Below are 25467 nucleotides of genomic sequence, written 5' to 3'. Positions count from 1 at the left end.
CAGGACCGATGCCCGAAACTCTCCTCTCCCTCGTCACCGCCGAACTCGCCGGCCCCGCCGATCCGCGAGCGGCTGCCATGGCTGGCGCTTTGGCGGCCAAATACCCCCATGCCTCGCGTGCCGTGCTCTTCTACGGTTCCTGCCTGCGGGAGAAGAATCTCGACGGGTTGATGCTGGATTTCTATCTGATCGTGTCGGACTATCGCACCGCCTATGGAAAGCGCTGGCTCGCGACCGCCAACCGGCTGATTCCGCCCAATGTGTTCCCGTTCGAGCATAACGGCCTGATCGCCAAATATGCCGTGCTGTCGGAGGCGGATTTTGCGCGGCTGAACAGTCCGGCCGCCGACAATGTCTCGGTCTGGGCGCGTTTCGCCCAGCCGGCGCGGCTGCTCTGGGCAGCGGACGACCTCGCCCGTCAGCGCGCCATCGGTGCCGTCGCCAGCGCCACCCCGACACTGCTGTCGCTCGCCCGTCCGATGGCGGAGGAGCAGGATGCATTGTCGCTCTGGAAGACAGGCTTCACGCTGACCTATGGGGCGGAGTTGCGCGCGGAGCGGAAAGGCCGTTCTTTCTCCATCGTCGACGCCGATCCTGATCGCTATCGCCGCTTTGGGGAGGCTGCGCTGGCGCAGGGACTTCCGCCATCGCTCGCGCCGGATCAGGCGGCTATCCGCTGGCGGCAGCTGCAAAGGCGGGGCAAATGGCTCTCCGTCATCCGTCTCGCCAAGGCCAGCTTCACTTATGCGGGCGGCATCGATTATCTCGCCTGGAAGATCAACCGTCACGCGGGCACGCAAATCGAGATCAAGCCCTGGCAGCGGCGCTGGCCGCTGATCGGCGCGCTCACTCTGCTGCCGCGGCTGTTCCGGGGTGGTGCGATCCGTTGAGCGCGTGGGACAGCGCCTGCGCCAAGCCCGTTAGCGTATAAGGCTTGCGCAGCACTTCATGCCCCGCAAAATCCGCGCTTTCGATGGTATCGCCCGCATAGCCGGTGACGAACAGCACCGGCAGATGCGCACAGCCGGCGGGCAGGGTGCGGATCATTTCCGGCCCGGTCATGTCGGGCATCAGCACGTCGCTCATGATGAGGCCGATGTCGCGATGGCTGGTCAGCAGCTTCGCCGCCTTTGAAGGATGGTCGCACGCCACCGGCAGATGGCCAAGTTCCGCCAGCGCCGCCATCGTCTGGTTGAGGACGCGGGGATCGTCCTCCACCACCAGGATGCGCGTCGGCGGATGCAGGACAGGTTCCCGGTCGGGGGCATGCGCGTCGACCGCATCCTCACCCTCCGCGCCGATATGGCGGGGCAGGTAGATGTGGACGCTGGTGCCCTGACCGGGTTCGGATTCGATGCGGATCTCGCCCTCGCTCTGATGCACGAAGCCGAAAATCTGGCTGAGGCCCAGGCCCGTGCCCTTGCCGACCGGCTTGGTCGTGAAAAAGGGTTCGAACACGCGGGAGAGGATTTCGGGCGTCATGCCGCAGCCATCGTCGCTGACGCTCAGCATCACATATTCGCCGCCCGCGCATTCCCCGATCTCCTGGGGCGCGAGTTGGGCGCGACCGGTCCTGATGACCAAGCGGCCGCGTCCATCCATCGCATCCCGCGCATTGACGCACAGGTTCAATATCGCATTTTCCATCTGATGCTGGTCGACGAAGATCCGCCAGCCTTGCGCTTCCTTTTCGAAGGCCATGGTGATCTGATCACCGATCGACCGGTCGATCAGATCCGAGAGGCCCGCCACCAACGCATCGGGATCGACCGCATTGGGCAATAGCGGTTCGGATCGGGCAAAGGCCAGCAGGCGGCGGGTGAGGGCGGCGGCGCGATTGGCCCCCTCCATCGCATTGTCGAGGTGGCGGCTCGCCTCCTGCGGTTTCAGGCGCAGCTTGCGCTTGGCCAGTTCCAGCCCGCCGACCACCACCGCCAGCATATTGTTGAAGTCGTGGGCGATGCCGCCGGTGAGCTGGCCCACGGCGTCCATCTTCTGCATCTGGCGCAGATTTTCCTCAGCGGCGGCGCGCTCGGTGGTTTGCTTCTTGAGCTGCTCATAGGCGTCGGACAGTTCGGCCGTGCGCGCGGCGACCGCCGCTTCCAGCCGGTCGGCGCGCTCGCCTTCATTCTCAGCCTGCCGCCGCGCATTGCGCCGCTCGCTATAGGCGGCATTGGCAAACCACAGCGCGAACAGCACGCAGACCAGCAGCACCAGGCCGAAAAGTTGCGAGGTCTTGCCGAACCACGCATTGCGGTCCCCGGCCAGCGACACGGCTTCGCTGCGTTCCTGCAACCGGGCATTTTCCGCCTGGATGACCCGGTCCAGCAGGGCGGTGATGCGCATCAGGTCCCGCGATTTGCCCGCCTGATGGAACTGGGCGAGTGCGCCTACCTTCTGATCATAGGTGGTGCGCAGCCCGATCTCGCTCAACGTCTTGCCCCGTTGGTCGAACGCCGCCTGCAGCGCCAGTACGTTGCCGCGCTGCCAGTCGGAATGGCGGGTGGTATAGTTCAGGGTCTTGAGCTGGCTTGCGGCGGTGCGCCACTGATCCTGGAACAGCCGGCCCGTATCGGGGTCGAGGCTAATGACATAGCGGGCCAGAGTCACCTCCGCCCTTGCGGTTTTGGCCTCGAAAGCGCGGGCGAGGGCAATGGTCTCGAAACTGCGGCGCTGTTCCTTCAGCGCGCGCTCATGGTCGCGCGCGGCGTGGCTGGCGCTGTACAGCAATATGCCGAGCGACCCGACCAGCAGAACGACCAGCACCAGCGGCAGGAAGCGGGCTGTGATCGCTCGCCACCCGGTCACCTGTTCATCCATGAAAAACCCGTCCGCCATCGACAGTTACACTAGACGAACAATATTAAGCGAGAAATGCCACAGGTGGAAAGTTCCGATTTCGCGTGAAAATACGTCGCGTTAAATGCCCGTCCGGTCGTGCGGTCGAGATGAAGGCGCGATCAGCCGATGGCGCCCGTGGCCTTGCCTGCCGCTTCGAACATCGCAATGATCTGGCCCACCTGTTCGTCGCTATGTTCGGCGCAGAGCGAACAGCGCAGCAGGAAGGTCCCCGCCGGGGTCGCCGGGGGACGCGCCATGTTGACGTAGAGGCCCAGTTCCAGCAGCGCTTGCCACATGGCCACCGCCTGGGTCTGGTCGGTCAGGATCACCGCGATGATCGCGGATTGCGGGGTTTCCGTGCCGAGCCTGAAGCCGAGGTCCTGAAGCCCCTTGTGCAGCCGCTGGCTGTTCTTCCACAGATGGGCACGCTTCTCGCCCGCATGCATCAGCTTGCGGATGGAGGTCGCGGCCGTGGCGACGACGCTGGGTGGCAGCGAGGCGGTGAAGACATAGGGACGGCAGACGAGGCGCAGCACCTCGAACTTCGGATGGTTGGAGACGCAGAAGCCGCCGACCGTGCCGACCGACTTGGAGAAGGTGCCGACGACGAAATCGACGTCCTTTTCCACGCCCTGCTCTTCATAGACGCCACGGCCATTGGGGCCGAAAAAGCCCATGCCATGGGCTTCGTCGACCAGGATCATGCAATTGGGATGCTTGCGCACCGCCGCGACCATCTCCGGCAGCGGAGCGACATCGCCCAGCATCGAATAGACGCCCTCCAGCACCACCAGCTTCAGCGCGTCGGCGGGCAGGCGGCCAAGACGCTTGTCCAGATCCTCGACGCTGTTGTGGCGGAAGCGGACGATTTCCGCATCGCCCAGGAAGCAGCCGTCATAGATGGAGGCATGGCTGTCGGCGTCGAGAATGACGTAATCGCCCCTGCCCGCCAGCGTGGAGATCATGCCCAGATTCGCCTGATAGCCGGTCGAAAAGACCATAGCGCCGGACGTGCCGTAAAACTCCTTGAGCGCGTCCTCGACCTCTTTGTGCCCCTGATAGGTGCCGTTCAGCACGCGGCTGCCGGTCGTGCCCGCGCCGAATTCGTCCAGCGCCTTCTTGCCCGCCGCGACCACGTCCGGATCGAAGGTCATGCCCATATAATTATAGGTGCCGAGCAGGATCGTGTCCTTGCCCTTGATGACCGCCTGGGTCGGTGACTTCACCTCGTCCATCACGATCGCGAAGGGATCGCGCACGCCGGTAGCCAGCAGCGCCTCGCGCTCAGCGATCAAAGGGTCGAATTTGGAGAAGAGGTCACGGGTTTCGGTCGTCATATGTGGTCCCAATAGCCGTTGGTCCGGGGCAGAACCGGACGCTAAGCGAATATGCGGGCGCCGTCGCCAGCGCCAAGGATCAGTATAGCCGGCTTCAGCCCTTAAGCTTCGCCACGGCTTCCACGAGCTGGCCGATGGTCTCGATCTCTGCCTGCATGTTCATGGTGATGATGATGTCGAATTCGTCCTCGATCGCGGCGACGAAGTCCATCACGGTCAAGCTGTCCCACTCCAGATCGCCCGCGAAAGTGGTGGCTTCGGTCAGGTCCGCGCCCTTTTTGTTGAAAGGCGCGATCTGGCTCAAAACGCTGTCGAAAATCTGCTGGCGATCCGTCATTATCCGTGGTGCTTTCCGTGAAAGAGCGGCTTTTGCCCTCAAGCGTCACTCTTTGGCAAGGGAATAAGGCGGCAATCGGGCATGAGTGTCGCGAAAAAGGGGAGGGGAAGATGATGGACGCGGTTAATGCTCCGGTGCCCAATGCGATCCACCTGCTGCGCACGGCGGTGCAGACCAATATGCAACTGAGCCAGATGGCCGATCAGAAGGCGAACATGCTGATCGGCGCTTCGATGGTGATCTTCACCCTGTGCGTCGCGCAATTGCGGTCGGGCGCGCTGGTGTGGCCGGTGGCGGTGCTGGCGGTGGGCGTGTTTCTGGCCGCGACCTGCGCGATTCTCGCGGTGTTGCCGAGCGTCGGGCGGCCGTTGGGGCAAGTGGAGGAGAGTGACAATCTGCTGTTCTTCGGCATCTTCACCAGTCTCAGCGAGGCCGAGTTCAGCGAGCGGATGATGGCGCTCGTCGCGGATGACGATGCGCTGTGCCGGGCGATGCTACGTGACATGTACCAGAATGGGCAGGTGCTCCAGCGGCGGAAATATCGCTATCTGGGTTATGCGTACCGCTTGTTTCTGATTGGCGTGGTGGCGAGCTTTGCGGCGCTGGTGGCCGATTTGGCGCTGGCGTGGCATTGAATGCGCGCGCCAGAAAATTACCTGAAATTGTCCGCGTAGGCCTGAATTTTCAACGTCTTCGGCGCTGTCGGGATCACCGTATAAGCAATGCCCTCCCGCTCCGCATAGGCGCGCGCCGCTTCTTGCGAGGGGAAGCTCAGCATGATCTGCTGCTTCGTATCGCCGGACCCGGCCCAGCCGGTCAGCGGATCGGGCTTCTTCGCTTCGGCGGGCGCATATTCCAGCACCCATTTACGGGTCAGCGCCTTGCCGGATTGCAGGGCGTTCTTCTGGATCTGATAGATGCGCGCGCTCATCGCGATAAAGACTCCTGAGGGAATATGGCGCTGCGTTGCACCAGCGAACGGACCCAAGTCAAGGCTTCCCCTTGGCATCGGCGCGTTTCGTGCGCAAAGTGGCGCTGGCCGCTGCCGGATCATCGGGCCAGGGATGCTTAGGATAGCGCCCGCGCATTTCCTTGGCCACAGCGCTCCAGCTTCCCGCCCAGAAGCCGGGCAAGTCGCGCGTGGTCTGGATCGGGCGGCCTGCTGGCGAGGTGAGCGACAGGACCAGCGGAGTGCGCTGGCTGCCGACCACCGGATGCTCCTCCAGGCCGAACAGCGCCTGCACGCGCAGTTCGACACGCGGTCCCCCTTCGGCGGCATAGTCGATTTCATGGGCGCTGCCTGCGGGCGAACGGAAATCGGGCGGGGCGAGCCGGTCGATCTGTTGCTTGCCGTCCCAGCCGATCAGGCCTTCGAGGACGCCGGAAAGCTGCGAGCGGTCGATGTCGGACAGGCGGCGCTTGCCTTGCAGCAGCGGCGGCAGCCATTCGTCCAGCGTCTCCATCAGCGCGGCGTCGGACAGCGCCTCCACCCCGGCAAAATCCGCCCGCATCCTGAGCGAGCACGCCGCTTCGGACCAGGGGAGCAGGTCCAGCCCGCCTTGCCCCACGCCTTCGGTCAGGGCGGTGACTACCGCTTCCGGATCGGGGCGGTCGTCGGAGCCGGAGGATAGCCTGACCGCGCCCAGCCGCCGTTCCCGCAGCGCCTCGATCCCTCCATTGGCCGGGCGGAAGCGCACCGTGCGATGCTCCGCGATGCGAGCGCCGAACAGGGCGATGACCTCCGCCTCGCTGATCGGCGCGGCGGACAGGATGCGAGCGCCTGCTGCGCTGCCCTGGACTTCTCCGACCGCCAGCCATTCCTCTCGGGCAAGCGGGCTGAGCGGATCGAGCCGGAAGCCGCGCCCGCCGACGCTGGCCCAATCCGCGCCGTCGGCGGAGCGGCGCTTGGACACGCGGTCGGGGAAGGCGAGGGCAAGCGCGAGGCCGGTTTCATGGCCCTCTCCTACGCCGACATTCCCTCCCCCGACCCCTCCCGCAAGCGGGAGGGGAGCTAATTTGCTCCAGCGCTTTGCCATGGCCCGCGCCGCGTCGGCCCGTTTCCCGCTTTCTCGCCGCCAGCGCATGCGCCGCTGCGACAGGTCGACGTCCTGTCCGCCAACTCCCCGCTCGCCCAGCAGCACGGCGACCTCCGCCGCGATGTCCGCCAGCCCCATTTCGCCAGCCCGCACTAGCATATGGCCGATGCGCGGCTCCAGCGGCAGCTTCGCCAGCGCCTTGCCATGCGCGGTGATTCGCCCGTCCGCGTCCAACGCCTCCAGCACGGTCAGCCTTTTGCGCGCTTCCGCCACCGCAGCGCCCGGCGGCGCGTCCAGCCAGCGCAGCTCCGCCGGATCGCTCACGCCCCACAGCGCGCAGTCGAGGATCAGGCTGGAAAGGTCGCTCTCCAATATCTCCGGCGGGTCGAAGGGCGGCATGCCCGCCGTCGCCGCCGCTTCCCACAGGCGATAGGCGACGCCGGGCCGTTGCCGCGCAGCGCGACCGGCGCGCTGGGTCGCCGCCGCCTGGCTCGCCCGCTCCGTCACTAGCCGCGTGACGCCCGCCGCCCGGTCGTAGCGCGGGCGTCGCGCCAGCCCGCTATCGACGACGATCCGCACGCCGTCGATGGTGAGGCTGGTTTCCGCAATGGAGGTGGCGAGGATGACCTTCCGCCGCCCCTCCCGCGAAGGCCGGATCGCCGCCCGCTGCGCCGCCGGGTCGAGCGATCCGTGCAGCTTGTGGACTTCCACGCCTGCGCCCTCCAGCCGCTCCGCCGTCCGCTCGATCTCCGCAACGCCGGGCAGGAAGGCGAGCAGATCGCCCTCGGCTTCCTCGCTCAGCGCCCGGCGGATGGTCGCCGCCATCTCATCCTCGATCCGCTTTTCGGCGGCGCGCCCGACATGGCGCAGCGCCAGCGGCTGGATGCGGCCTTCGCTCTCCACGACCGGAGCGCCGTCCAACAGCGCGGCAAAACGCGCCCCGTCCAGCGTTGCGGACATGGGCACGATCCGCAGGTCGGGCCGCAGCGCGCCCTGGGCATCAAGGGCCAAGGCCAGTCCGAAATCACTGTCCAGGCTGCGCTCATGCACTTCGTCGAACAGGACGGCGGAGACGCCTGAAAGCTCGGGATCATCCTGAATTCGCCGGACGAAAATGCCTTCGGTCAGCACCAGCAGCCTTGTGGCCTTGGAGGCCTTCGAATCCAGGCGCGTCGCATAGCCGACCGTGCCGCCCACATCCTCGCCCATCAACTCGGCAATCCGCTCCGCCGCCGCGCGCGCGGCCAGCCGTCGGGGGGACAGCAGCAGGACTTGGCCCGTGCACCATGGCTCGTTCAGCAGGGCGGGGGCCACGGCCGTCGTCTTGCCCGCGCCCGGCGGCGCCACCAGCACGGCATTGCTGCCTTTGCGCAAGGTGGCGAGCAGGTCGGGCAGGACGGCATGGATCGGCAAGGGGATCGGCAGGGCGGTCATCGCTGCCCCCTCTCGCGCCATTCGCGCCTCAACGCAATGATTCAGCCGAACAGCAGCGCGTGGATCGGGTTCTTGGGGTCCAGCAGCATCTTGGCGGTGAGCGCCAGCGACATGATGATCAGCAGCGGCCGGATCAACCGGCTGCCGAAGCGCATCGCCAGGCGTGATCCGATCTGCCCGCCGGTGATGCTGCCCACCGCCATGGCGAGGCCGACGATCCAGATCACATGCCCGCCCGCGATCATGATGAGCAGCCCGGCCAGGTTGCTGGCGAAATTGGCCGCCTTGGTCTGCGCCGTTGCGCGGACAAGGCCAAGGCCGCCCAAAGCGATGAAGATAGTGGTGTAGAACGCCCCAGCGCCCGGCCCGAAAAAGCCGTCGTAAAAGCCGATCGCGCCGATCAGCAGGCTGAGCGCCACCACGCCGACCCGCTGGTGCCGGTCCATTTCGCTGATCTTGGGCGAAAAGGTGAAATAGGCCGCCAGCGCGATCAGCAGCGCGGGCATTAGTCCGGCGAGGATGGACGGGTCGACCCGCTGCAACAGCCATGCCCCGCCCGCCGAGCCAACAAAGGCGGCGATCAGCGGCCAGCGATAGGCCTTGAGGTCCATATGCCCTGCCCGCGCATAGGCGATGCAGGCGCCGAACGTGCCGAGCGAGGATTGCAGCTTGTTGGTCGCGACGGCCGGTACGGGCGGGATCCCGGCGGCGAGCAAGGCGGGCAGGGCGATCAGCCCGCCGCCGCCCGCCATCGCGTCGATGCATCCCGCCATCAGCGCGGCGGCCATCAGAAAGGCGATGGTTTCGGGAGAGGGGATCATGGGCGGAAATGCGCTGATTGGAGGAGAATATTCGCTGCTCCTGCCTTCGCAGGAACACCGAAATCAAACGAACCGAGCGCCTGTTCCCTCAATAGGCTCGCGCAATCGCGAACTCGACCCCTTCGGTCAGCGCTGCCTTGGCCTTGCCGTTGTCGAACATGCCGAGCGCGTCGATCGCCCGCTGGCCATAATGCCGCGCCCGCGCCAGCGTGTCCGCAATCGCGCCCGTCTTGCGCAGCAGGCCGGTCGCATAAGCGAGATCCTCGTCGCTCACCCGGTTGCCCGCGATCGCGGCCTTCCAGAAGGCGCGTTCCTCGTCCGAACCGCGCGCATAGGCCAGGATCACCGGCAGCGTCACCTTGCCATCGCGGAAATCGTCTCCCGCATCCTTGCCCATGGTCGCGCCGTCCGACTCATAGTCTATGGCGTCGTCGATCAGCTGGAAGGCGATGCCCAGATTGCGGCCATAGACGTCGAGCGCCTGCTCCTCGGCCTCGTTGCGATCGGCCACCACGGCGGAAATCCGGCACGCGGCGGCAAACAGGGCGGCGGTCTTGGCGCCGATGATGTCGAGATATTGCTCTTCGCTGGTGTCGATCTTGCGCTGGGCGGTGAGCTGGTTGACCTCGCCCTCCGCGATCACGGCAGAGGCGTTGGAGAGGATCTTCAGCACCTTGAGCGATTCCGCCTCGACCATCAGCTCGAAGGAGCGGGAGAAGAGGAAATCGCCCACCAGCACGCTGGCGCTGTTGCCCCAGATGATATTGGCGGTCTTGCGGCCCCGGCGCAGCCCCGACCCGTCGACCACATCGTCATGCAGCAGGGTCGCGGTGTGGATGAACTCGACGGCGGCGGCCAGTTTGTAATGGCGCGACCCGGCATAGCCGACCAGATCGGCGCAGGCGAGGGTCAGCATCGGCCGCATCCGCTTGCCGCCGCCTGCGATCAGATGGCCCGCCAGTTCGGGGATCAGCGGAATGCGCGACTGCATCCGGTCCAGGATGACGGCATTGACCTGATTCATGCCCTCAGCGACCAGCGCCATCATGGGGGCGAGCGAAGGCGCGCTGTTGGCGCGGCCGATGGGATGGACATTGCCGGTGGCGGATGCTGTCATGACAAGCGCCATGTGGCGGGCCAAAATGCTAAAGGCAAGCGGGAATAGCTTGCGCGGGCGTGCGGAAGCGGCAAAAAGCCTCCCAATTGATCGGAGGACCACAGTGGACGAGACTTTGAAGCGCTATCGCGAGAGCATCGACAATATCGACGCGGCGCTGGTCTTCATGCTGGCCGAGCGGTTCAAGATCACCCAGGCGGTGGGTGAGCACAAGGCGACCCACGACCTGCCCCCCGCCGATCCGGGCCGGGAGGAACGCCAGATCACGCGTCTGCGCCAACTTGCGACCGACGCTAATCTGGACCCCGACTTCACGGAAAAATTCCTGCGCTTCATTATCGATGAGGTGATCCGGCACCATGAGCGTCTGCGCGAACAGCAGGGCTGAGCGTCAGGCCGGTTCGGTGATTTCCTGGCCGCGCGCGGGCCGTGTCGATCGGCCCAGCATCACCCCGCCGAGCGCCAAAGCGAAGCCGATGAGCTGCACCGGCCCCAGCCGCTCCCCGAACAGCAGCCAAGCCTCGATGGCGGCGAGCGGCGGCACCAGCAGCAACAGCATAGACATGCGCGTCGGCCCCTGATGCCGCACCAGCCACACCAGCAGCGACAGTCCACCCGCCGACAGGCCCAGCACCGACCAGCCCAGACCCAGCCAGAGGATGGGATTTCCATCCCAACGATATTCGCCTACGATCAGCGCCGCCATCAGCGCGACCAGCGCGCCGCCCGCATTCTGCACCGCGCCTGAAATCGCGATGCCATCGCCGGCAATCGCCCCGCGCTGGATCAGCGTGCCGCCCGCCATGCCCAGCACCGCCACCATCCCCGCAAACGCAGGCCATATCGTGATCGATCCCGCGCCCGCCCGCCCGATCGCGGGAAGCAGCACGCAGCCGACCCCAAGAATCGCGATTGCCAGCCCGGTCCAGGCGCGGGGCGGTAACCGATCCCCCAGAAAGGCGACGCTCGCCACCGCGACCATCAGCGGTTGCAGCGCCCCCAGCAACGCCATGACTCCGGCGGGCATGCCGTTGTTCACTGCCCACCAACTGAGCGTCAGATAGAAGCCGTGCAGCATCGCCCCAGCCGCCAAGTGCAGCGTCAACCGCCGCCCGCGAGGCAGGGCTTGCCGTGCACAAAGCGCGGCCCCTGCCAGCAGCAGAGTCGTCAGCGTCAGCCGCAGGGCAAGGATCAACTCCGGCGCAGCGTGGGGCACCATGGCCCGTGCGACGATGAAGCCGGTCGACCAAATGAGAATGAAGAGAAGGGAGGCGAGGGCGGCAATCATGTCCGCGCCTTTGGCCTAATGGCACTCGGTTGTCGAGTTTTGGCCAATGCAAGCCATTGATTGATCCGTGTTCCTGCGAAGGCAGGAACCCAGTTCCGCCGCTTGTGGATCATCGCACCGTAGGAACTGGGCTCCTGCCTTCGCAGGAGCGCGATGCGCTTCAAGGAAAGCAGCGCGAAGCAGATCGTCCGCCTTCCAACCGAAACCGTCTCGCTTATTCCCGCCCCGCCCGGATCGCAGCACCGCCGGCAAAGGGCGTGATCGCGACCAGCAGCAGCGATGCCGCGCCCAGGAATTTGAGCGCCGCGCCGCTGCCGTCGCCCAGCGTCCCCGCGCCGAAGATCAGCAGCGGCACGGCCAGCGGCAGCGCCAGCAGCCCCGCCAGCGCGCCGCTCGATCGCAGCCCGGCGGTCAATGTCGCCACCAGCAGCCCCAGTGCCGCCAGCGCAGGCGTGCCGATCAACAGTCCCGCCTCCAGCAAGCCGATGGTCGCTCCATCCAGCTTCAACAGGGCAGCGGCGGGCAGGGTCGCGATCATGAGCGCCGGGCCGAAACCCAGCCAATGCGCGATCAGCCGCGCCAGCACGACCATCTCCTCCCCGATGCCGCGCAGAGCGATCTGATCGAGCACGCCCGCGTCCCTGTCCGGCGCCACCAGCCGGTCCACCGGCAAGAGGCTGGCGAGCAGCGCCGCGATCCACAGCATGCCGCCACCAGTCCGCCGCAACAAGGCCGCATCGGGCCCCACCGCAAAGGGATAGAGGCTGGCGACCAGCAACAGAAAGGCGACGGGCAGCCACAGCCCGGCGGACTGCCAGGCCTGCCGCAAATCCCGGCTGGCCAGGGTCAGGAGGATATTCACGCGTCCTCCTCCGCGACATGATCCTGCATCGCCAATATCACCGGCGTCGCCAGCGGCAGCGGCTGATGCGACGCAGCGACGACGATTCCGCCCTTGGCCAGATGCGCCGCCACCGCATCGCCCAGCAGTTCCAACGCCGCATCGTCCAGCCCGTTGCCCGGTTCATCGAGCAGCCAGATCGGCGCGCCCCCAGCGATCACCCGCGCCAGCGCCGCGCGCTTGCGCTGGCCGGTCGACAGCATGCGCACCGGCACCTGGCGGAGCGCCTCCAGCGCCATCGCCGCCAAAGCCGCGTCCAGCGCGCCCGGCGCCGCCGCATCCAGCCGCGCCCAAAAGCCGAGCGCCGCGCCGAGCGGCTGTTCCATGTCCAGCGCCAGCCGTTCGTCGGTCAGCGCGACCCTGCCATGGCGGTCCACCGTTCCCGCCGAAGCGCGCAGCAGCCCGGCGCAGATCCGCATCAGGCTGGACTTGCCGATGCCGTTCGGCCCTTTCAGCAGCGCGCTGCCGCCCGGCTCCATGGCAAGATCGACGCCGCGGAACAGCAACCGCCCGCCGCGCACGCAGGCGACGTCCGACAGGTGCAATCCCACCCGGCTCATAGGGTGACCATGTCCTCCAGGACATGCATGTCGAGGTCGGAGAGGCCGAAATGATGGCCGATTTCATGCACCACCACATGGGTGATCAGCATGTCGAGCGGCACGCCGGTTTCCACCCATTCGTCCAGCAGCGGACGGCGGAACAGGTGCACGGTCGGCGGCATGTCGCCGGTCTGCGCCGCTTCCCCCACCGGCCGGCCGGAATAGAGGCCGGTGAGGCCGAAGGGATCGTCGATCTCCATCTCCTTGAGTATTCCGGGATCGGCAAATTCCTCAACGAACAGCACGACGTCGGAAAGATGCGACCGGAACGGTTCGGGCAGGCGCGTCAGCGCCTTCAGCGCCAGCTTTTCGATATCCTCGCGCGTCGGCGCAAATCGGGGTGGTTGACCGGCATCATGCATAGGGAAGACATAAAGCATGTTCCGAATCGTCTGCAAACTCTCGACGCACCGGAAAATGGGTTAATGCCGTCGGATGAGGCGGGGAAAAGTCAGGAAAAAGAGATGATCGCGAAACTGGATGGAGAGGAACGCGCTCTGGCGCTCAGGAACTTGCCCGAATGGACGGCCGTTCAAGACCCTGACGGCATCCGCCGCCTCTTCACGTTCAAGGATTTCACCGCCGCCTTCGGTTTCATGACGCAGGTGGCGCTGCTTGCGGAAAAGGCGGACCATCATCCCGAATGGTCGAATGTCTACAACCGGGTCGACATCATATTGACCACCCATGATGCGGGCGGCCTGTCGCGCCGCGACATCGACCTCGCCACGCAGATCGACGCTCTGTTGTAAGCGCTATTGCGATGCGTTGCCCTCGATCCGGTCGTCATAGCCGCTGAGCGCGGACATGACCGCCGGGTCACGGGCATAAAGCTGGCGCAGCAGCGCCAGCCGGGCGTCGGTGCCCGTGCAAAGCTCCGCTATATTCTCCTGCAAATAGGCAAGCCGCTCCGTATCATAGGCTTCCTCGCCGCGAAAATGGTCGCAACTGTCGCGGTCCACCATGTAGCGCGTCACCTCATCGGGAAAGGGCTGGGCGTCGGCCGCACCGTCAGAGGGTGGCAGGTCCAGGACATAGGCCGGGGGCCGGATGTTGGCCACAGATGGTGTTGTCGGCAGCGACTGCGACGGCGTTTTACTGGTCGGATCGGCGGGCGTCCGATTTCTCGCCTTCCGTTCGCCGCCCTGCGCCGCTTGCATGTCGGCAAGGGCGGGATCGATGTCGGGAAGAATGGCGGGGGCTGATGCCGGAGCCGCCGCTTCGCGGGGCAACGGCGCATCCCGCGTCAACGACGAATCGGGCAGGGCGGCCCGTTCACCAGGCCGTTCTCTCGCGCTCACCTGCTCGTCGGGGGCTGGAGAACAACCGGCAACCAGCGCCAGCACCATCATCGGAAACAGCGTCCGGCCTGCGTTCACCCAATCTCCTCTCGCAAGCTGGCGATCAGATCAGCGACATGGTCCAGCCGCTTTTCTTCTTCATCGAGGATCGCCAGGAAAGCGGTCCGCCTATACTGATGCACCGCCTCCTGCGAAAGACGGCTTGCCGCAGGCAATGCCGAAATCACGATATCCAGAAGCCGCTCCACCCCATGGAGCCGCCCCCAGAGATAATCATTCTCGCGATAGGCGCGGCTGAAGAAGGCGCCGAAATTGTTGAACTCAATGCCTTTCAGCGTGGCTTCCGCCCCGCCGGGCCGGATCGCGCTGCAATCCTCCGGCGAAATCCGGTCGACCTTGACCGGATCATATTCGTCCATCCCATGGCCTTGCAGCAGCGGCAGGGTGGCGATGTCGTAAAAGGGAAAGCCGAGATAGGCGAGCAGCATGGTGCGCCGCGCCGCCTTGGGCAGCCCCGCCAGCGCATCGGCCAGCATCATGTCCGCCGCCTCGTCGCGTTCGCGCAAGCCCCGCAGTTGCGCCACCGCCTCCAGCGCGGCGCCCGGATCATTGGGCACCTCCCGCGCCGCTGCCCGGATTTCGCCATTATAGAAATCGACGCCTTCGCATTCGGTATAATGCGACAGGGCGGCATAGATGGCGTCGTGCATCTTCTGGAGGATGGCATCATCCGTGGTCGTCTCCACCTCCAGCGTCTCGGCCAGCCGCCGTGCCAGAAAACGCAGGCGGCGAATGCGGAAGGGCAGGTCATGCTGGCGGAAGAAGCCGACCGGGGCGGAGGCGGGACCGACATCCTCGGTCAATCGATCCGCACCGATCGCGCGCACATGGCTCCACAGCGACTGGCGGTAGCTTTCGCGCATCAGCGGGCTTTCCTCCCCGCTCAGGCGGAACAGCAGGTCGGCCAGATCCTCGACAATGCCGGAAAGCTTGAGATGCCCGTAAGCCGGAAAGGCGAAACCGGCGGAGTTGGCCGCCCGCTGCTGCGCCTTGCCGCGCCAGGCGGAAAGCCGGGCAGGCGTCGGCCGGTCGAGGAACAGCATACCGCCGATGGTGCCCTCCACCTCGGCCTCGATCCCCGGCCGCAGCGCGTTCAATATGCGCACCATGCGCCGGATGCGGGCGCTGTGCCGGTCGATCGCCTCCAGATTGTCGCGGATCGGCTGTTCGCGGGGAATGTCGCTCAAGGCGCCGAATATGGTGCGGAAGAAGCCAGGCAGGGGCGCCTCCTCGCCCGAAGGCGCCTCCTCCGCCTCGCCCTGCCGGTTGAGCTGGATCGAGCGGTGCCCGGGCTTGGGGTCGATATAAACGAAGCGCCGATCGACCTCCCGCCGGGACGGACGGTTCTTGAGCGCGCCGATCGCCTGCGCGAAGGGGGCGTTGGCCAGCACCGATCCGTCGATCAGCACGGCATCCTCCACGCGGCCCCGCGCGGCGTGGCGGGGCAGGGCGCGCGTCAGGAAGGCGTCCCGCGTCGGCCAGGCGCGATGGCGGCGTTTCAGCACCCGGTCCAGCTCGCGCACGGTGAAGGGCGGGAAGGCGCCGGGGAAGCTGGCGGTCGCGCGCGCGGCGAAGACCAACTCGGCAGGATCGGCAAGGCTGCGGCCGACCTGACCATGGGCGCGGAAGCCGATCGACAGGCGATGCTCCGTCTCCACCACCTGCGGCGGGCTGTGGAGGTTCAGGCTCTGCGGATGCCCTTCGAAATCAGTGACGGTGACGAACAGGTCCAGCGGATGACCGGCGGGCAGCAGCGCGGGGCCGCGCCCGGTCGCCTCCATCGCATCGAAGGCGTCCAGGATCATGGCGGTGAAGACTTCGCCGCCAAAGGGCGGCTCGAACCAGCGGGAGCGGATGAAGTGCGACAGCTTGTGCCGCACCTCCTCCCGCGTGTCGGGGGCGACGGTGCGCTCGACCGTGTCGCCCGGATGCCGCGCCGCCATCCAGACGAGCGGGGTCGCCCAGAATTTGGTGATCCGCCGGGCGGGCCGGGCGTCGGGGTCGAGCAGCCTTTCGACATCGGCATTGTCCAGCCACATGTCGGTCAGCGGGTCGAGCGACTGGCCCGTCTCGATCGCCTGTGCCAGGAAGATGCCGTTGATCCCGCCCGCGCTCGCGCCCGCGATGATATCGGGCATCACGCGCAATTTGACGCCGCAGGCCTGTTCAAGATCCTTCAGCAGTTTGCGATAGACCGCCTCGCTGCTGTTGCCCGATGGCGCGCCGTCATGAAAAGCCCGGCTGGCCCGAGCCAGATGCCAGATTTCCTTTGTGATGCCGTGCATGTAGACGGCCAGGCTGATCCCGCCATAGCAGACCAGTGCGAGCCTGAGTTCCCGCTCTTTCATGGGGTTGAGAGTTGCAGAGCAAGAGCCGCTTGTCGAGAGAGCGTTGATGGGTATGCGCGTTTGTCCCACGGGAATCGCGCATCACCCCAGCTTGAACTCCGCCCAGATCGGCAGATGGTCCGAAGCCCGCCGCGCCGCCGCGCTTTCATGCACGCCGCAATCGGCCAGCTTCAACTGCCCGCAATGCATGATGCGGTCGAGCCGCGCCACTGGCCGCCGCGCATGGAAGGACCGGCCGCAGGGCGCGAAGCTGTAATGCCGCGCGAAATCCGCGAGGCACCCCCGTTCCGCGCTCCATTCGTTGAGGTCGCCCATCAGCACCGTCGGCATGGTGTCGCGCAGGCCCGCCGCGTGGATCACCGCCGCCGCCTGCTTGCGCCGCCACAGCCCCGACAGGTCGAGATGCATGCCGAAGATGCGCAGGCTCGCCTTGCCCAGCGTCACCTCCGCCATGGTGGCGCCGCGTGGTTCCAGGCAAGGCAGGTGCAGCACGTCATGCGTGCCGATTTGCGCTTCCTTGCGCACCAATATGGCATTGCCGTGCCAGCCCATGGAATCGACATGCACGTTGAGCGGCACCGGCTTGTAGGGGCTGATGCTCTCCAGCAGCCAGGGCGGCAGTGCCGCCGACCGCACGCCGAAGCGCCGGTCCGCCTCCTGCAGCGCGATGATGTCGGCGTCCAGTTCGTTCAGCACGTCGATCACCCGTTCCGGAACCCGGCGGCGGTCGGTGCCAATGGCCTTGCGGATATTATAGCTCGCGACACGAACGGTCTTCATGTCGAAACAATGCCCCACTCCGCGCCCGGTTTCCATGGGAAGATGCAAAGGGGATTTGTGTTCCGCATATGTTCTGATATGCGTGCCCCATGGCAAAGGCAAAGCGCAAATTCGTCTGTCAGCAATGCGGCACTGTTTCAAACCGTTGGCAGGGGCAATGCGACGATTGCGGCGAATGGAACAGCATCGTTGAGGAAGTGGCCGAAACAATTTTTTCCGCCCGCCATGATCTGCACAGCGGCGGCCGCGCGCTGAGGCTGGTGGGCCTGGACGACAAGGTCGAATTGCCGCCCCGCACCACCACCGGCATTGCGGAGTTCGACCGCGCTTTGGGCGGCGGCATCGTCTCCGGCTCCGCCACGCTGATCGGCGGTGACCCCGGCATCGGCAAGTCGACGCTGTTGTTGCAGGCCGCCGCTCGCATCGCCATGGCGGGACACCGCGTCGCCTATATCAGCGGCGAGGAAGCGGCCGATCAGGTCCGCTTGCGCGCCCAGCGGCTGGGCCTGGGCAATGCCCCGGTGCAACTCGCCAGCGCCACCTCCGTCCGCGATATTTTGACGACGCTGGGAGAGGAAACGCCGCCCGCCTTGCTCATCATCGATTCGATCCAGACCATGCACAGCGACCTGATCGAAGGCGCGCCCGGCACGGTGAGCCAGGTGCGCGCTTCCAGCCAGGAACTGATCCGCTTCGCCAAGCAGCGCGGCACGGCGCTGATTCTCGTTGGCCATGTCACCAAGGATGGCAGCATCGCGGGACCGCGCGTGCTGGAACATATGGTCGACACGGTGCTGAGCTTCGAGGGCGAACGCAGCCATCAATATCGCATCTTGCGCGCGATCAAGAACCGCTTCGGCGGCACGGACGAGATTGGCGTCTTCGCCATGGTGGCGGAGGGGCTGGAGGAGGTGAGCAATCCTTCCGCCCTGTTCCTGACGCACCGCGATGAAACGGTAACAGGCGCCACCGTCTTTCCGGCGCTGGAAGGCACGCGCCCGGTGCTGGTGGAGATACAGGCGCTGGTCGTCCGCCTTTCCAGCGGCGCTACCCCCCGCCGTGCGGTGGTCGGGTGGGACAGCGGGCGGCTTGCCATGGTGCTTGCCGTGCTGGAGGCGCGTTGTGGGCTCAGTTTCTCGACCTGCGAAGTCTATCTCAACGTCGCGGGCGGCTATCGCCTGTCGGACCCCGCCGCCGACCTGGCCGTCGCCGCCGCGCTGATGTCCGCGCTGTCGGAACGCCCGGTTCCCGCCGACGTCGTTCTCTTCGGTGAAATCGCGCTGTCCGGCGAAATCCGCCCGGTCGCCCATGCGCCGCTCCGCCTGCGCGAAGCTGCCAAGCTGGGCTTCAATCGCGCCTTCGTGCCTGCCGCCGTGGCCGATGGGGTGAAGGGCATTTCCGTCAGCGGCTATCGCGCCCTCGCGCAACTTGTTGACCAGATGCTCGGGCGCGGATAGCCAGCAACGCGATGAACGCGATCGATATTCTCGTCCTGCTCCTGATCGGCGGTTGTGCGATCTTCGGCCTGATGCGCGGCTTTGTGCAGGAAACCCTGTCGCTGATCGCCTGGGTGCTGGCGATCTTCGCAATCCGCCTGTTCCACGCTTCGGCCACCGAGCTGGTCACACCCTTCATCGGCAGCACCAGCGGCGCGGCGGTGCTCGCCTTCGCGCTGGTGTTCGGCATCACCTTCGGCGCGGGCAAGCTGCTGGCCCATGCGATCGGCCGCCGCACGCGCCAGTCGGTGCTCGGTCCCGTCGACCGCGTGCTGGGCGCGGGCTTCGGCGCGGTCAAGGGCTTGATCGGCGCGACTCTGGTGTTTCTGGCGTTCAGCCTCGTCTACGACACTTTCTACGGCAGTGGTGCCCGACGCCCGGATTGGTTGTCCGACGCGCGCACCTATCCGCTGCTCAATGCCAGCGGTCAGGCGATCAGCGAATTCGTGGCAGAGCGCCGGGCGCACAAGTCTATGGAAGCCGAATAGGTCGGTTTCGGTTCAATTATCGGCCTTGGGATATCAGCTCCTCATCCTGACCGGGATGACGGTGGCCGAACGGGCGGCCTCATCCTTGAACCTTTGATGGACCGGCAGATGCGCCGCCTTGCGCATTTTCTGGATCGGGTCGCCACGCTCAATTGACAGCGTCCGTCATTGCGTCGAAAAGAACAAATCAGGAACAAACAATATGGTCGAGTCGGTGAAGTCCCTCGCCGCCCTCAGGCGGCATATTGCATCGCTGGAGGGCGTTCCAGCCTCGCAGCCTCATGCGCGGGTGGAAACCGGCCATGCGGCGATCGATCAGGCGCTGGATGGCGGATTGGCGCGTGGCCGGGTGCATGAATTCTTCGCTGCGGTGGAGGAAGCGGCGGCGGGGGCGGGATTGGCGTTAATCCTGGCGCGGCTGGCGGCAGGGGATGCGCCTCTGCTCTGGCTGCGGACGGCGGCGGCGGGGCGGGCAGGGGGCATGCCCTATGGTCCGGGACTGGCGGCGCTGGGAGTCGATCCCGAGCGGCTGGTGATCGGCGTGATGGCCGATGACGGGATGCTGTTGCGCGCTGCGGTGGATGCGCTGCGCTGTCCGGCCTTGGGCGGGCTGGTGGTGGAACTGCATGGTTCCGCGCCCTTGCTCGACCTGACGGCCAGCCGGCGGTTGGCGCTGGCGGCGGAGGCATCGGGCGTGACGGCCTTCATGTTGCGGGTGGGCGGCGATCCGGTGCCGAGCGCGGCGGATACGCGGTGGCGCGTGGCGGCTGCGCCTTCGCTGCCCGTGCCGGGGAACGGGCCGGGCATGTGCGCCTTCGATCTCAGCCTGTTGCGGCGGCGGGCGGGGCGGGATGGGCTCGGCTGGCGGCTGGTCTGGGACAATGGCCGGGGCATGTTTGAAGAAAGTGGAGGTGGGCGCGATGAACGCCATGACCTTGGCCAGAGCGGCAGGGAACAGGATGGCAGGAGACAGGATGGCGGAGGACGCGATCGGCAAGCGCCGCTATCTGGCGCTGTGGTTTCCGTTCCTGCCGGTCGACCGGCTGCGGATCGCGCGGCCTGACCTTTGGGCAGCGCAGGGCGAAGGGCCTGCGGTCGTCGTCGAGCAGGTGCGCGGCGCGATGCGGCTGGCGACGCTGGACGCCGATGCCCTGGCGCTGGGCCTGACGCCCGGCATGACGCTGGCCGACGCCCGCGCGCGGGAACCCGGTCTGCGTATGTTCGATGCCGATCCCCATGGCGATCAGGACTGGCTGGAGCGGCTGTGCGACGGTTGCGCCCGCTATACGCCGGTTGCGGCGCTCGATTCCCCCTTCGGCCTGATGCTCGACATTACGGGTTGCGCGCATCTTTGGGGCGGGGAGGACATGCTGGCGCGGGAGGCGGCGGAGCGGCTGGAGCGCCATGGCATGCGGGTGCGCCATGCCCTCGCCGGAACGGCGGAGGGCGCCCATGCGCTGTGCCGTTTTTCGGTCGGCGCTGCGGCGGACGAGGATGCGGCGCTGCGGCGCCTGCCGGTCGAGGCATTGCGGCTGGAGGAGGAAAGCGTGGTGGCGCTGCGCCGGGCGGGGCTGCGTACCGTGGGCGATCTGGCGGCGCGACCGGCGGCGATCCTGGCGTCGCGCTTCGGTGAGGAAGCGGTGGATGCGTTGCATGGCCTGCTTGGGTTGGGGCGGCGGCCGCTTGCGCCCCGGCGGTCGCGCCCGGCGATCCGGATCGAACGGCGCTTTGCCGAACCGATGGGCAGCACCGCCTTTGCCCTGAAAGTGCTGGAAGAGATGGCGGCGGAGGCGGGAGAGCGGCTCGGTGAACGCGGCCAAGGCGGTAGGCGGTTCGAAGCGCTGTTCTTCCGCAGCGATGGCCTCGCCTTTCCGCTGCGGGTCGAAACCAGCCTGCCGGTGCGCGATGCGCCCGCGATCATGCGGCTGGTGCAGGAACGGATCGATGCGCTGTCCGATCCACTTGACCCCGGTTTCGGCTTCGACATGCTGCGCCTCACCGTGCCGCAGGCTGAACCGATGGCGCCGACGCAATTGGCGCTGGAAGGGGGAGAGGCGCGTCGCGAAGAAAGCGTCGCGGCGCTGGTGGACCGGCTGTCGATCCGGGCGGGGCGGGCGCGTATCCAGCGGCTTCACCCAAGCGACAGCCATATTCCCGAACAGGCCCAGCTTGCCCTGCCCGCCATGGAAAGCCGCGCGCCCATGAACTGGCCGCAAAGCCAGGAGGCAGGCGACCCGCCCCTGCGCCCGCTGCATCTGTTCGATCCGCCCCAGCCGATCGATGTGGTGGCGCAAGTGCCCGACGGCCCGCCGCATCGCTTCCGTTGGCGGCGGGCTTTGCATGAAGTGACGCGCTATGAAGGCCCCGAACGCATCGCGCCCGAATGGTGGACGGCCAAGGACGGCGCGCTGGAGGGGGAAAGCGTCGGGCTGACGCGGGACTATTACCGGGTCGAGGATGCACGCGGGCGGCGCTACTGGATTTTCCGCCACGGGCTTTACGGGATCGAAGCGGTGCATCCGGGCTGGTATATTCATGGCCTGTTCGCATGAAACGGGGCAGCGGACCCGATCCGGCAAAACCCAAATCCATCGACCGGCGGGAGCAGGAGGCGCTGGAAGCCGTGCGGGAGAAAGCGCGGCGTAAACCACCGGGCCAATCCCCGCCGACTGAGGCTCCACCCTTTGCCGAATTGGTGGCCGCGACCAATTTCTCCTTCCTGCGCGGCGCGTCCCATGCGCAGGACATGGTGACGCGTGCTATCATGCTGGGCCTTCAGGGTCTGGGTATTGCCGATCGCAACACGGTCGCCGGCGTGGTCCGCGCCCATGTCGCGCGCAAGCGCTGGCCCGAACGGATGCGCGAGGCGCTGCTGGAAGCGCGCAAGGAAGCAGGCCAGCCGTTGGAACTCAGCGATGAAGAGGAGCGCGCCTGCCGGACCGATCTGCGGCTGGTCGTCGGGGCGCGGCTGGTCTTTGCCGACGGCACGCCGGACATCGTTGCCTATCCCGCGACGCGGCGGGGCTGGGGCGAACTCACCAAATTGCTGACCGTCGGCAATCTCCGGTCGGTGAAGGGCGACTGCATCCTGCGCTATGAGGATCTGACCGCCTATCTCGACGATCTGCTGTTGATCGTGATGCCCGGTTCCACCGCGACCGAGCAGACGGCGCATCGCAAGCCGGTGGAGTATGATTATGATGACCGGCCGCCGAAGGAGGCGATCAGGCAGGGCCATCTCAGCCTTGTGCCGCCGCCGCCTCCGGCCGATCTGGAGGGGCTTCTGGTCCGATTGTCGCGCTTGGCGCCGCGCCGGGTCTGGCTGGGGGCGGCATTGGGTCGGGATGGACGGGATGCGCGGCGGCTGGCGCGGTTCAAGGCGCTTTCGGCGGCGGCGGGCGTGCCTTTGCTCGCGACCATGGACGCCCTCTATGCCAGTCCAGCGCAGCGTCCCTTGCAGGATGTGCTGAGCTGCATCCGCGAAGGCACTGGCATCGCCAAAGCAGGGCGCCTGTTGGAGGCGAATGCGGAGAGGCATGTCCATAGCCCTGCCGAAATCGCCCATCTGTTCCGTGATTGTCCGGAGGCGGTGGCGGAAAGCGGGCGTTTCTTAAGTCAGGTGCATTTCACGCTCGACCAGCTTGCCTATGAATATCCCCATGAGCCGGTGCCGGAGGGCTGGACGGCGCAGCAATGGCTGGAGGAGCTGACCTGGTCGGCCGCCCATGCCCGCCATGGTCCGCGCATTCCCCGGAAGGTGCGTGAATCGCTGCGGCAGGAATTCGAACTGATCGCCAAGCGCAACTATGCCTATTATTTCCTGACCGTTCACGACATCGTGGCCTTTGCCCGGACGAAGGGCATCCTCTGCCAGGGCCGGGGTTCGGCGGCGAACAGCATGGTCTGCTTCCTGCTGGGCGTGACCTCCGTCGATCCGCGCAAGCATGACCTGCTCTTTTCCCGCTTCGTATCCGAAGAGCGCAACGAGCCGCCCGATATCGACGTTGATTTCGAGCATGAGCGGCGCGAGGAGGTCATGCAATATATCTATGAGCGCTATGGCCGCCATCGCGCCGGGATCGCCGCGACCGTCATCCATTACCGTTCGCGCAGCGCCGTGCGGGAAGTGGCGAAGGTGCTGGGCCTCAGCGAGGATGTGTCGACGCGCCTGTCCAGCACGGTTTGGGGCAGCTATTCCGGCGACATGGGCGATGCGCGGATCGTGGAGGCGGGCTTTGCGCTCGACAATCCGCAGATCGTGCAGTTGAAGGCCATTGTCGACCAGTTGCTGCATCGGCCTTTTCCGCGTCACTTGTCGCAGCATGTGGGCGGCTTCGTGCTGACCCAGAACCGGCTCGACGAGACGGTTCCGCTGCACCATGCGGCGATGGAGGATCGCAGCTTCATCGAGTGGGACAAGGATGACATCGACGCCCTCGGCCTGATGAAGGTCGACGTGCTGGCGCTGGGGATGCTGAGCTGCATCCGCCGGGCCTTCGACCTGATGCGCGAGCAGGGGCTGGGCGACCATCAACTGACGGTCGATATGGAGGCGGAGGACGATGCCGTCTACGACATGCTGTGCAAGGGCGACAGCATCGGCGTGTTCCAGGTGGAAAGCCGGGCGCAGATCAACATGCTGCCACGGCTGAAGCCGCGCACCCTCTATGACCTCACCATCCAGGTGGCGATCGTCCGTCCGGGGCCGATCGAGGGCGATATGGTCCATCCCTATCTTCGCCGGCGCTGTGGAGAGGAAAAGGTGACCTATCCCTCGCCCGCGCCGGACCATGGGCCGAAGGACGAGCTGGAAAAAATCCTCGACAAGACCAAGGGCGTGCCGCTGTTTCAGGAGCAGGCGATGCGGCTGGCGATCGTTGCGGCCGATTTCAGCGACGTGGACGCCAACCGGCTCCGTCGCGCCATGGCGACATTCCGCAATGTCGGCACCATCCATCATTTTCGCGAGAAGATGATCAAGGGCATGGTCGAGCGCGGTTATGAGGCGGAGTTCGCCCAGCGCTGCTTCAAGCAGATCGAGGGGTTCGGCAGTTACGGTTTTCCGGAAAGCCATGCGCTGTCCTTCGCGCGGCTGGTTTATGTCTCGGCCTGGATCAAATGCCACCAGCCCGCCGTGTTCGCCTGCGCGCTGCTGAATTCGCAGCCCATGGGTTTCTATGCCCCGGCGCAACTCGTGCGGGATGCGCGGGAGCATGGCGTCACCGTGCATGATGTCGATGTGAACATGAGCGGCTGGGACAATGCGCTCGAACCGTTGCTGCGATCGCGGCACGGCAAGCGGGGCGAGGGGCAGGGGCGGGCCTTGGCGCTGCGGCTGGGTTTACGGCAGGTGGATGGTTTTCGCGAGGATTGGGCGAAGCAACTGGTCGCGGCGCGGGCGGACGGGCTGTTTGCCACTATGGAGGATCTGGCGCGGCGGGCGGGATTGCCGGCGCGGGCCTTGCGGTTGCTGGCGGACGCCGACGCCTGCCGGTCGCTGGGGCAGGACCGGCGGGCTGCCCTCTGGGAAGCGCGGCGGACGCCTTCGGATGAATTACCCCTGTTCGCCGCGGCCAAGGCGCGGGAACTGGGCGATGAGCCGGATGCGATGCTGCCCGCCATGGCGTTATCAGAGCATGTCGAGGCCGATTATCTGGTGACGCGGCTGTCGCTCAAGGGGCATCCGATGCAATTCCTGCGCCCGGTCTTCGCGGCGGAGGGCGTGCTGAGCTGCGCGCAGACATCGGCGGTGAAAAACGGGACGCTGGTGAAGACGGCCGGCGTGGTGCTGGTGCGACAGCGGCCGGGCAAGGGCAATGCGGTCTTCATTACGATCGAGGATGAGACGGGCATCACCAACATCCTGCTCTGGGCGCGATTGTTCGAAATGCAGCGGCGGCCGGTCATGGCGTCGCGGCTGATGCTGGTCGAAGGGGAAGTGCAGCGCAGCAAGGAGGGAGTCGTCCACCTGATGGCTGCCCGAGTGCATGATCGGACGGTGGAGTTGGGGCGGCTTTCGCAAACAGGTGTGGAGGAGCCTTCTCGCAAGCCTCATGCACGTGCCTCAGGGCATCCGCGCAATGTGCGGATCTTGCCGCAATCGCGGGATTTTCATTGAGGATGGAAATGGCCAGGAGTGAACGCCAACAATCGTCATCCCAGCGAAAGCTGAGATCTCGTGAGGCCAGGTCGTGCGCTATCGCCTGAGATCCCAGCTTTCGCTGGGATGACGGAAATGATCTCCGCTCTCGGGGCTGTCAGGAATTTATGGAATGGCCCG

At 66.2% G+C, this 25467-nt stretch carries 23 protein-coding genes; 9 read left to right on the top strand and 14 right to left on the bottom strand.

The features are described from left to right. Positions 1-8: 8 nt before the first annotated feature. Positions 9-890 (top strand): hypothetical protein, encoded by an 882-nt coding sequence (locus K426_RS16515; protein ID WP_066559354.1) that lies wholly within the window; start codon positions 9-11, stop codon positions 888-890. On the opposite strand, the gene K426_RS16510 is transcribed toward K426_RS16515, so the two are convergent. From K426_RS16510 to K426_RS16500, 3 genes are all read right to left on the bottom strand, one after another. After that, positions 847-2838: an ATP-binding protein gene (locus K426_RS16510; RefSeq protein WP_066559351.1), complete on the bottom strand. Its 1992-nt coding sequence runs from the start codon at positions 2836-2838 to the stop codon at positions 847-849. The two genes, K426_RS16515 and K426_RS16510, sit on opposite strands and share 44 nt — an antisense overlap. Positions 2839-2960: 122 nt before the next feature. Further along, positions 2961-4178 carry a serine palmitoyltransferase gene (gene spt, locus K426_RS16505; protein ID WP_066559350.1) on the bottom strand — a complete coding sequence of 406 codons (1218 nt, stop codon included), beginning with the start codon at positions 4176-4178 and terminating at the stop codon, positions 2961-2963. 94 nt (positions 4179-4272) lie between these two features. Then, on the bottom strand, positions 4273-4515 hold the full coding sequence (locus tag K426_RS16500) for an acyl carrier protein (RefSeq protein ID WP_066559347.1): 243 nt from the start codon (positions 4513-4515) through the stop codon (positions 4273-4275). Between the two features lie 110 nt (positions 4516-4625). Here K426_RS16500 and K426_RS16495 point away from each other — a divergent pair, with 110 nt between their 5' ends. Beyond that, on the top strand, positions 4626-5150 hold the full coding sequence (locus K426_RS16495; RefSeq protein ID WP_066559345.1) for a Pycsar system effector family protein: 525 nt from the start codon (positions 4626-4628) through the stop codon (positions 5148-5150). 17 nt (positions 5151-5167) lie between these two features. On the opposite strand, the gene K426_RS16490 is transcribed toward K426_RS16495, so the two are convergent. From K426_RS16490 to K426_RS16475, 4 genes are all read right to left on the bottom strand, one after another. After that, the gene (locus tag K426_RS16490; protein WP_066559337.1) at positions 5168-5446 is read right to left on the bottom strand and encodes an ETC complex I subunit; all 279 of its coding nucleotides are present in this window, start codon (positions 5444-5446) and stop codon (positions 5168-5170) included. A 58-nt stretch (positions 5447-5504) separates the two neighbouring features. After that, on the bottom strand, positions 5505-8006 hold the full coding sequence (gene hrpB / locus K426_RS16485) for an ATP-dependent helicase HrpB (protein ID WP_197672722.1): 2502 nt from the start codon (positions 8004-8006) through the stop codon (positions 5505-5507). 20 nt (positions 8007-8026) lie between these two features. Next, on the bottom strand, positions 8027-8806 hold the full coding sequence (locus K426_RS16480) for a TSUP family transporter (RefSeq protein WP_066559332.1): 780 nt from the start codon (positions 8804-8806) through the stop codon (positions 8027-8029). Positions 8807-8894: 88 nt separating this feature from the next. Next, positions 8895-9923, bottom strand: a complete 1029-nt coding sequence (locus K426_RS16475; RefSeq protein ID WP_066561905.1) for a polyprenyl synthetase family protein — start codon at positions 9921-9923, stop codon at positions 8895-8897. Positions 9924-10026: 103 nt separating this feature from the next. On the opposite strand from K426_RS16475, the gene K426_RS16470 reads away from it, so the two are divergent. Next, positions 10027-10311, top strand: a complete 285-nt coding sequence (locus K426_RS16470; RefSeq protein ID WP_066559329.1) for a chorismate mutase — start codon at positions 10027-10029, stop codon at positions 10309-10311. 3 nt (positions 10312-10314) lie between these two features. Here K426_RS16470 and K426_RS16465 read toward each other — a convergent pair whose 3' ends face one another. The 4 genes from K426_RS16465 to K426_RS16450 form a co-directional block, all read right to left on the bottom strand. Then, positions 10315-11211 (bottom strand): DMT family transporter, encoded by an 897-nt coding sequence (locus tag K426_RS16465; protein ID WP_066559327.1) that lies wholly within the window; start codon positions 11209-11211, stop codon positions 10315-10317. Positions 11212-11425: 214 nt separating this feature from the next. Then, positions 11426-12073 carry a heme exporter protein CcmB gene (locus tag K426_RS16460; RefSeq protein WP_066559326.1) on the bottom strand — a complete coding sequence of 216 codons (648 nt, stop codon included), beginning with the start codon at positions 12071-12073 and terminating at the stop codon, positions 11426-11428. Further along, positions 12070-12672 (bottom strand): heme ABC exporter ATP-binding protein CcmA, encoded by a 603-nt coding sequence (gene ccmA / locus K426_RS16455; RefSeq protein ID WP_066559325.1) that lies wholly within the window; start codon positions 12670-12672, stop codon positions 12070-12072. The genes K426_RS16460 and ccmA overlap by 4 nt, the downstream gene beginning before the upstream one ends. After that, complete coding sequence (locus tag K426_RS16450; RefSeq protein WP_066559320.1) at positions 12669-13094, bottom strand: metallopeptidase family protein; 426 nt, start codon at positions 13092-13094, stop codon at positions 12669-12671. Before K426_RS16450 ends, ccmA begins: the two co-directional genes overlap by 4 nt. An 84-nt stretch (positions 13095-13178) precedes the next feature. Here K426_RS16450 and K426_RS16445 point away from each other — a divergent pair, with 84 nt between their 5' ends. After that, positions 13179-13466: a 4a-hydroxytetrahydrobiopterin dehydratase gene (locus K426_RS16445; protein WP_066561903.1), complete on the top strand. Its 288-nt coding sequence runs from the start codon at positions 13179-13181 to the stop codon at positions 13464-13466. 3 nt (positions 13467-13469) lie between these two features. Here the strand turns inward: K426_RS16445 and K426_RS16440 are convergent, their stop codons facing one another. The 3 genes from K426_RS16440 to K426_RS16430 all read right to left on the bottom strand — a co-directional run bounded on the left by K426_RS16440 (position 13470) and on the right by K426_RS16430 (position 17203). Continuing rightward, complete coding sequence (locus K426_RS16440; RefSeq protein ID WP_066559318.1) at positions 13470-14093, bottom strand: hypothetical protein; 624 nt, start codon at positions 14091-14093, stop codon at positions 13470-13472. Next, positions 14090-16423 (bottom strand): patatin-like protein, encoded by a 2334-nt coding sequence (locus K426_RS16435; protein WP_066559316.1) that lies wholly within the window; start codon positions 16421-16423, stop codon positions 14090-14092. Before K426_RS16435 ends, K426_RS16440 begins: the two co-directional genes overlap by 4 nt. Before the next feature lie 81 nt (positions 16424-16504). After that, entirely contained in the window at positions 16505-17203 is a 699-nt protein-coding gene (locus K426_RS16430) for an endonuclease/exonuclease/phosphatase family protein (RefSeq protein ID WP_176392455.1), read from the bottom strand. Positions 17204-17292: 89 nt separating this feature from the next. Between K426_RS16430 and radA the strand changes: the two genes are divergently transcribed. From radA to K426_RS16405, 5 genes are all read left to right on the top strand, one after another. After that, entirely contained in the window at positions 17293-18660 is a 1368-nt protein-coding gene (radA, locus tag K426_RS16425; RefSeq protein WP_066559313.1) for a DNA repair protein RadA, read from the top strand. Positions 18661-18671: 11 nt separating this feature from the next. Continuing rightward, a complete protein-coding gene (locus tag K426_RS16420; protein ID WP_066559311.1) occupies positions 18672-19187 on the top strand; it encodes a CvpA family protein in 516 nt (171 codons plus the stop codon). A gap of 202 nt (positions 19188-19389) precedes the next feature. Next, complete coding sequence (locus K426_RS16415) at positions 19390-20250, top strand: ImuA family protein (RefSeq protein ID WP_066559310.1); 861 nt, start codon at positions 19390-19392, stop codon at positions 20248-20250. Then, entirely contained in the window at positions 20147-21739 is a 1593-nt protein-coding gene (locus K426_RS16410; protein WP_066559307.1) for a Y-family DNA polymerase, read from the top strand. The genes K426_RS16415 and K426_RS16410 overlap by 104 nt, the downstream gene beginning before the upstream one ends. Beyond that, on the top strand, positions 21736-25305 hold the full coding sequence (locus K426_RS16405; RefSeq protein WP_066559304.1) for an error-prone DNA polymerase: 3570 nt from the start codon (positions 21736-21738) through the stop codon (positions 25303-25305). Before K426_RS16410 ends, K426_RS16405 begins: the two co-directional genes overlap by 4 nt. Positions 25306-25467: the final 162 nt, after the last annotated feature.

Origin of the sequence: Sphingobium sp. TKS (genome assembly GCF_001563265.1) — a bacterium.
Lineage (GTDB): Bacteria > Pseudomonadota > Alphaproteobacteria > Sphingomonadales > Sphingomonadaceae > Sphingobium.
The sequence above is the reverse complement of the archived record's forward strand: the minus strand, read 5'-3'. Positions and strand labels throughout refer to the sequence as shown.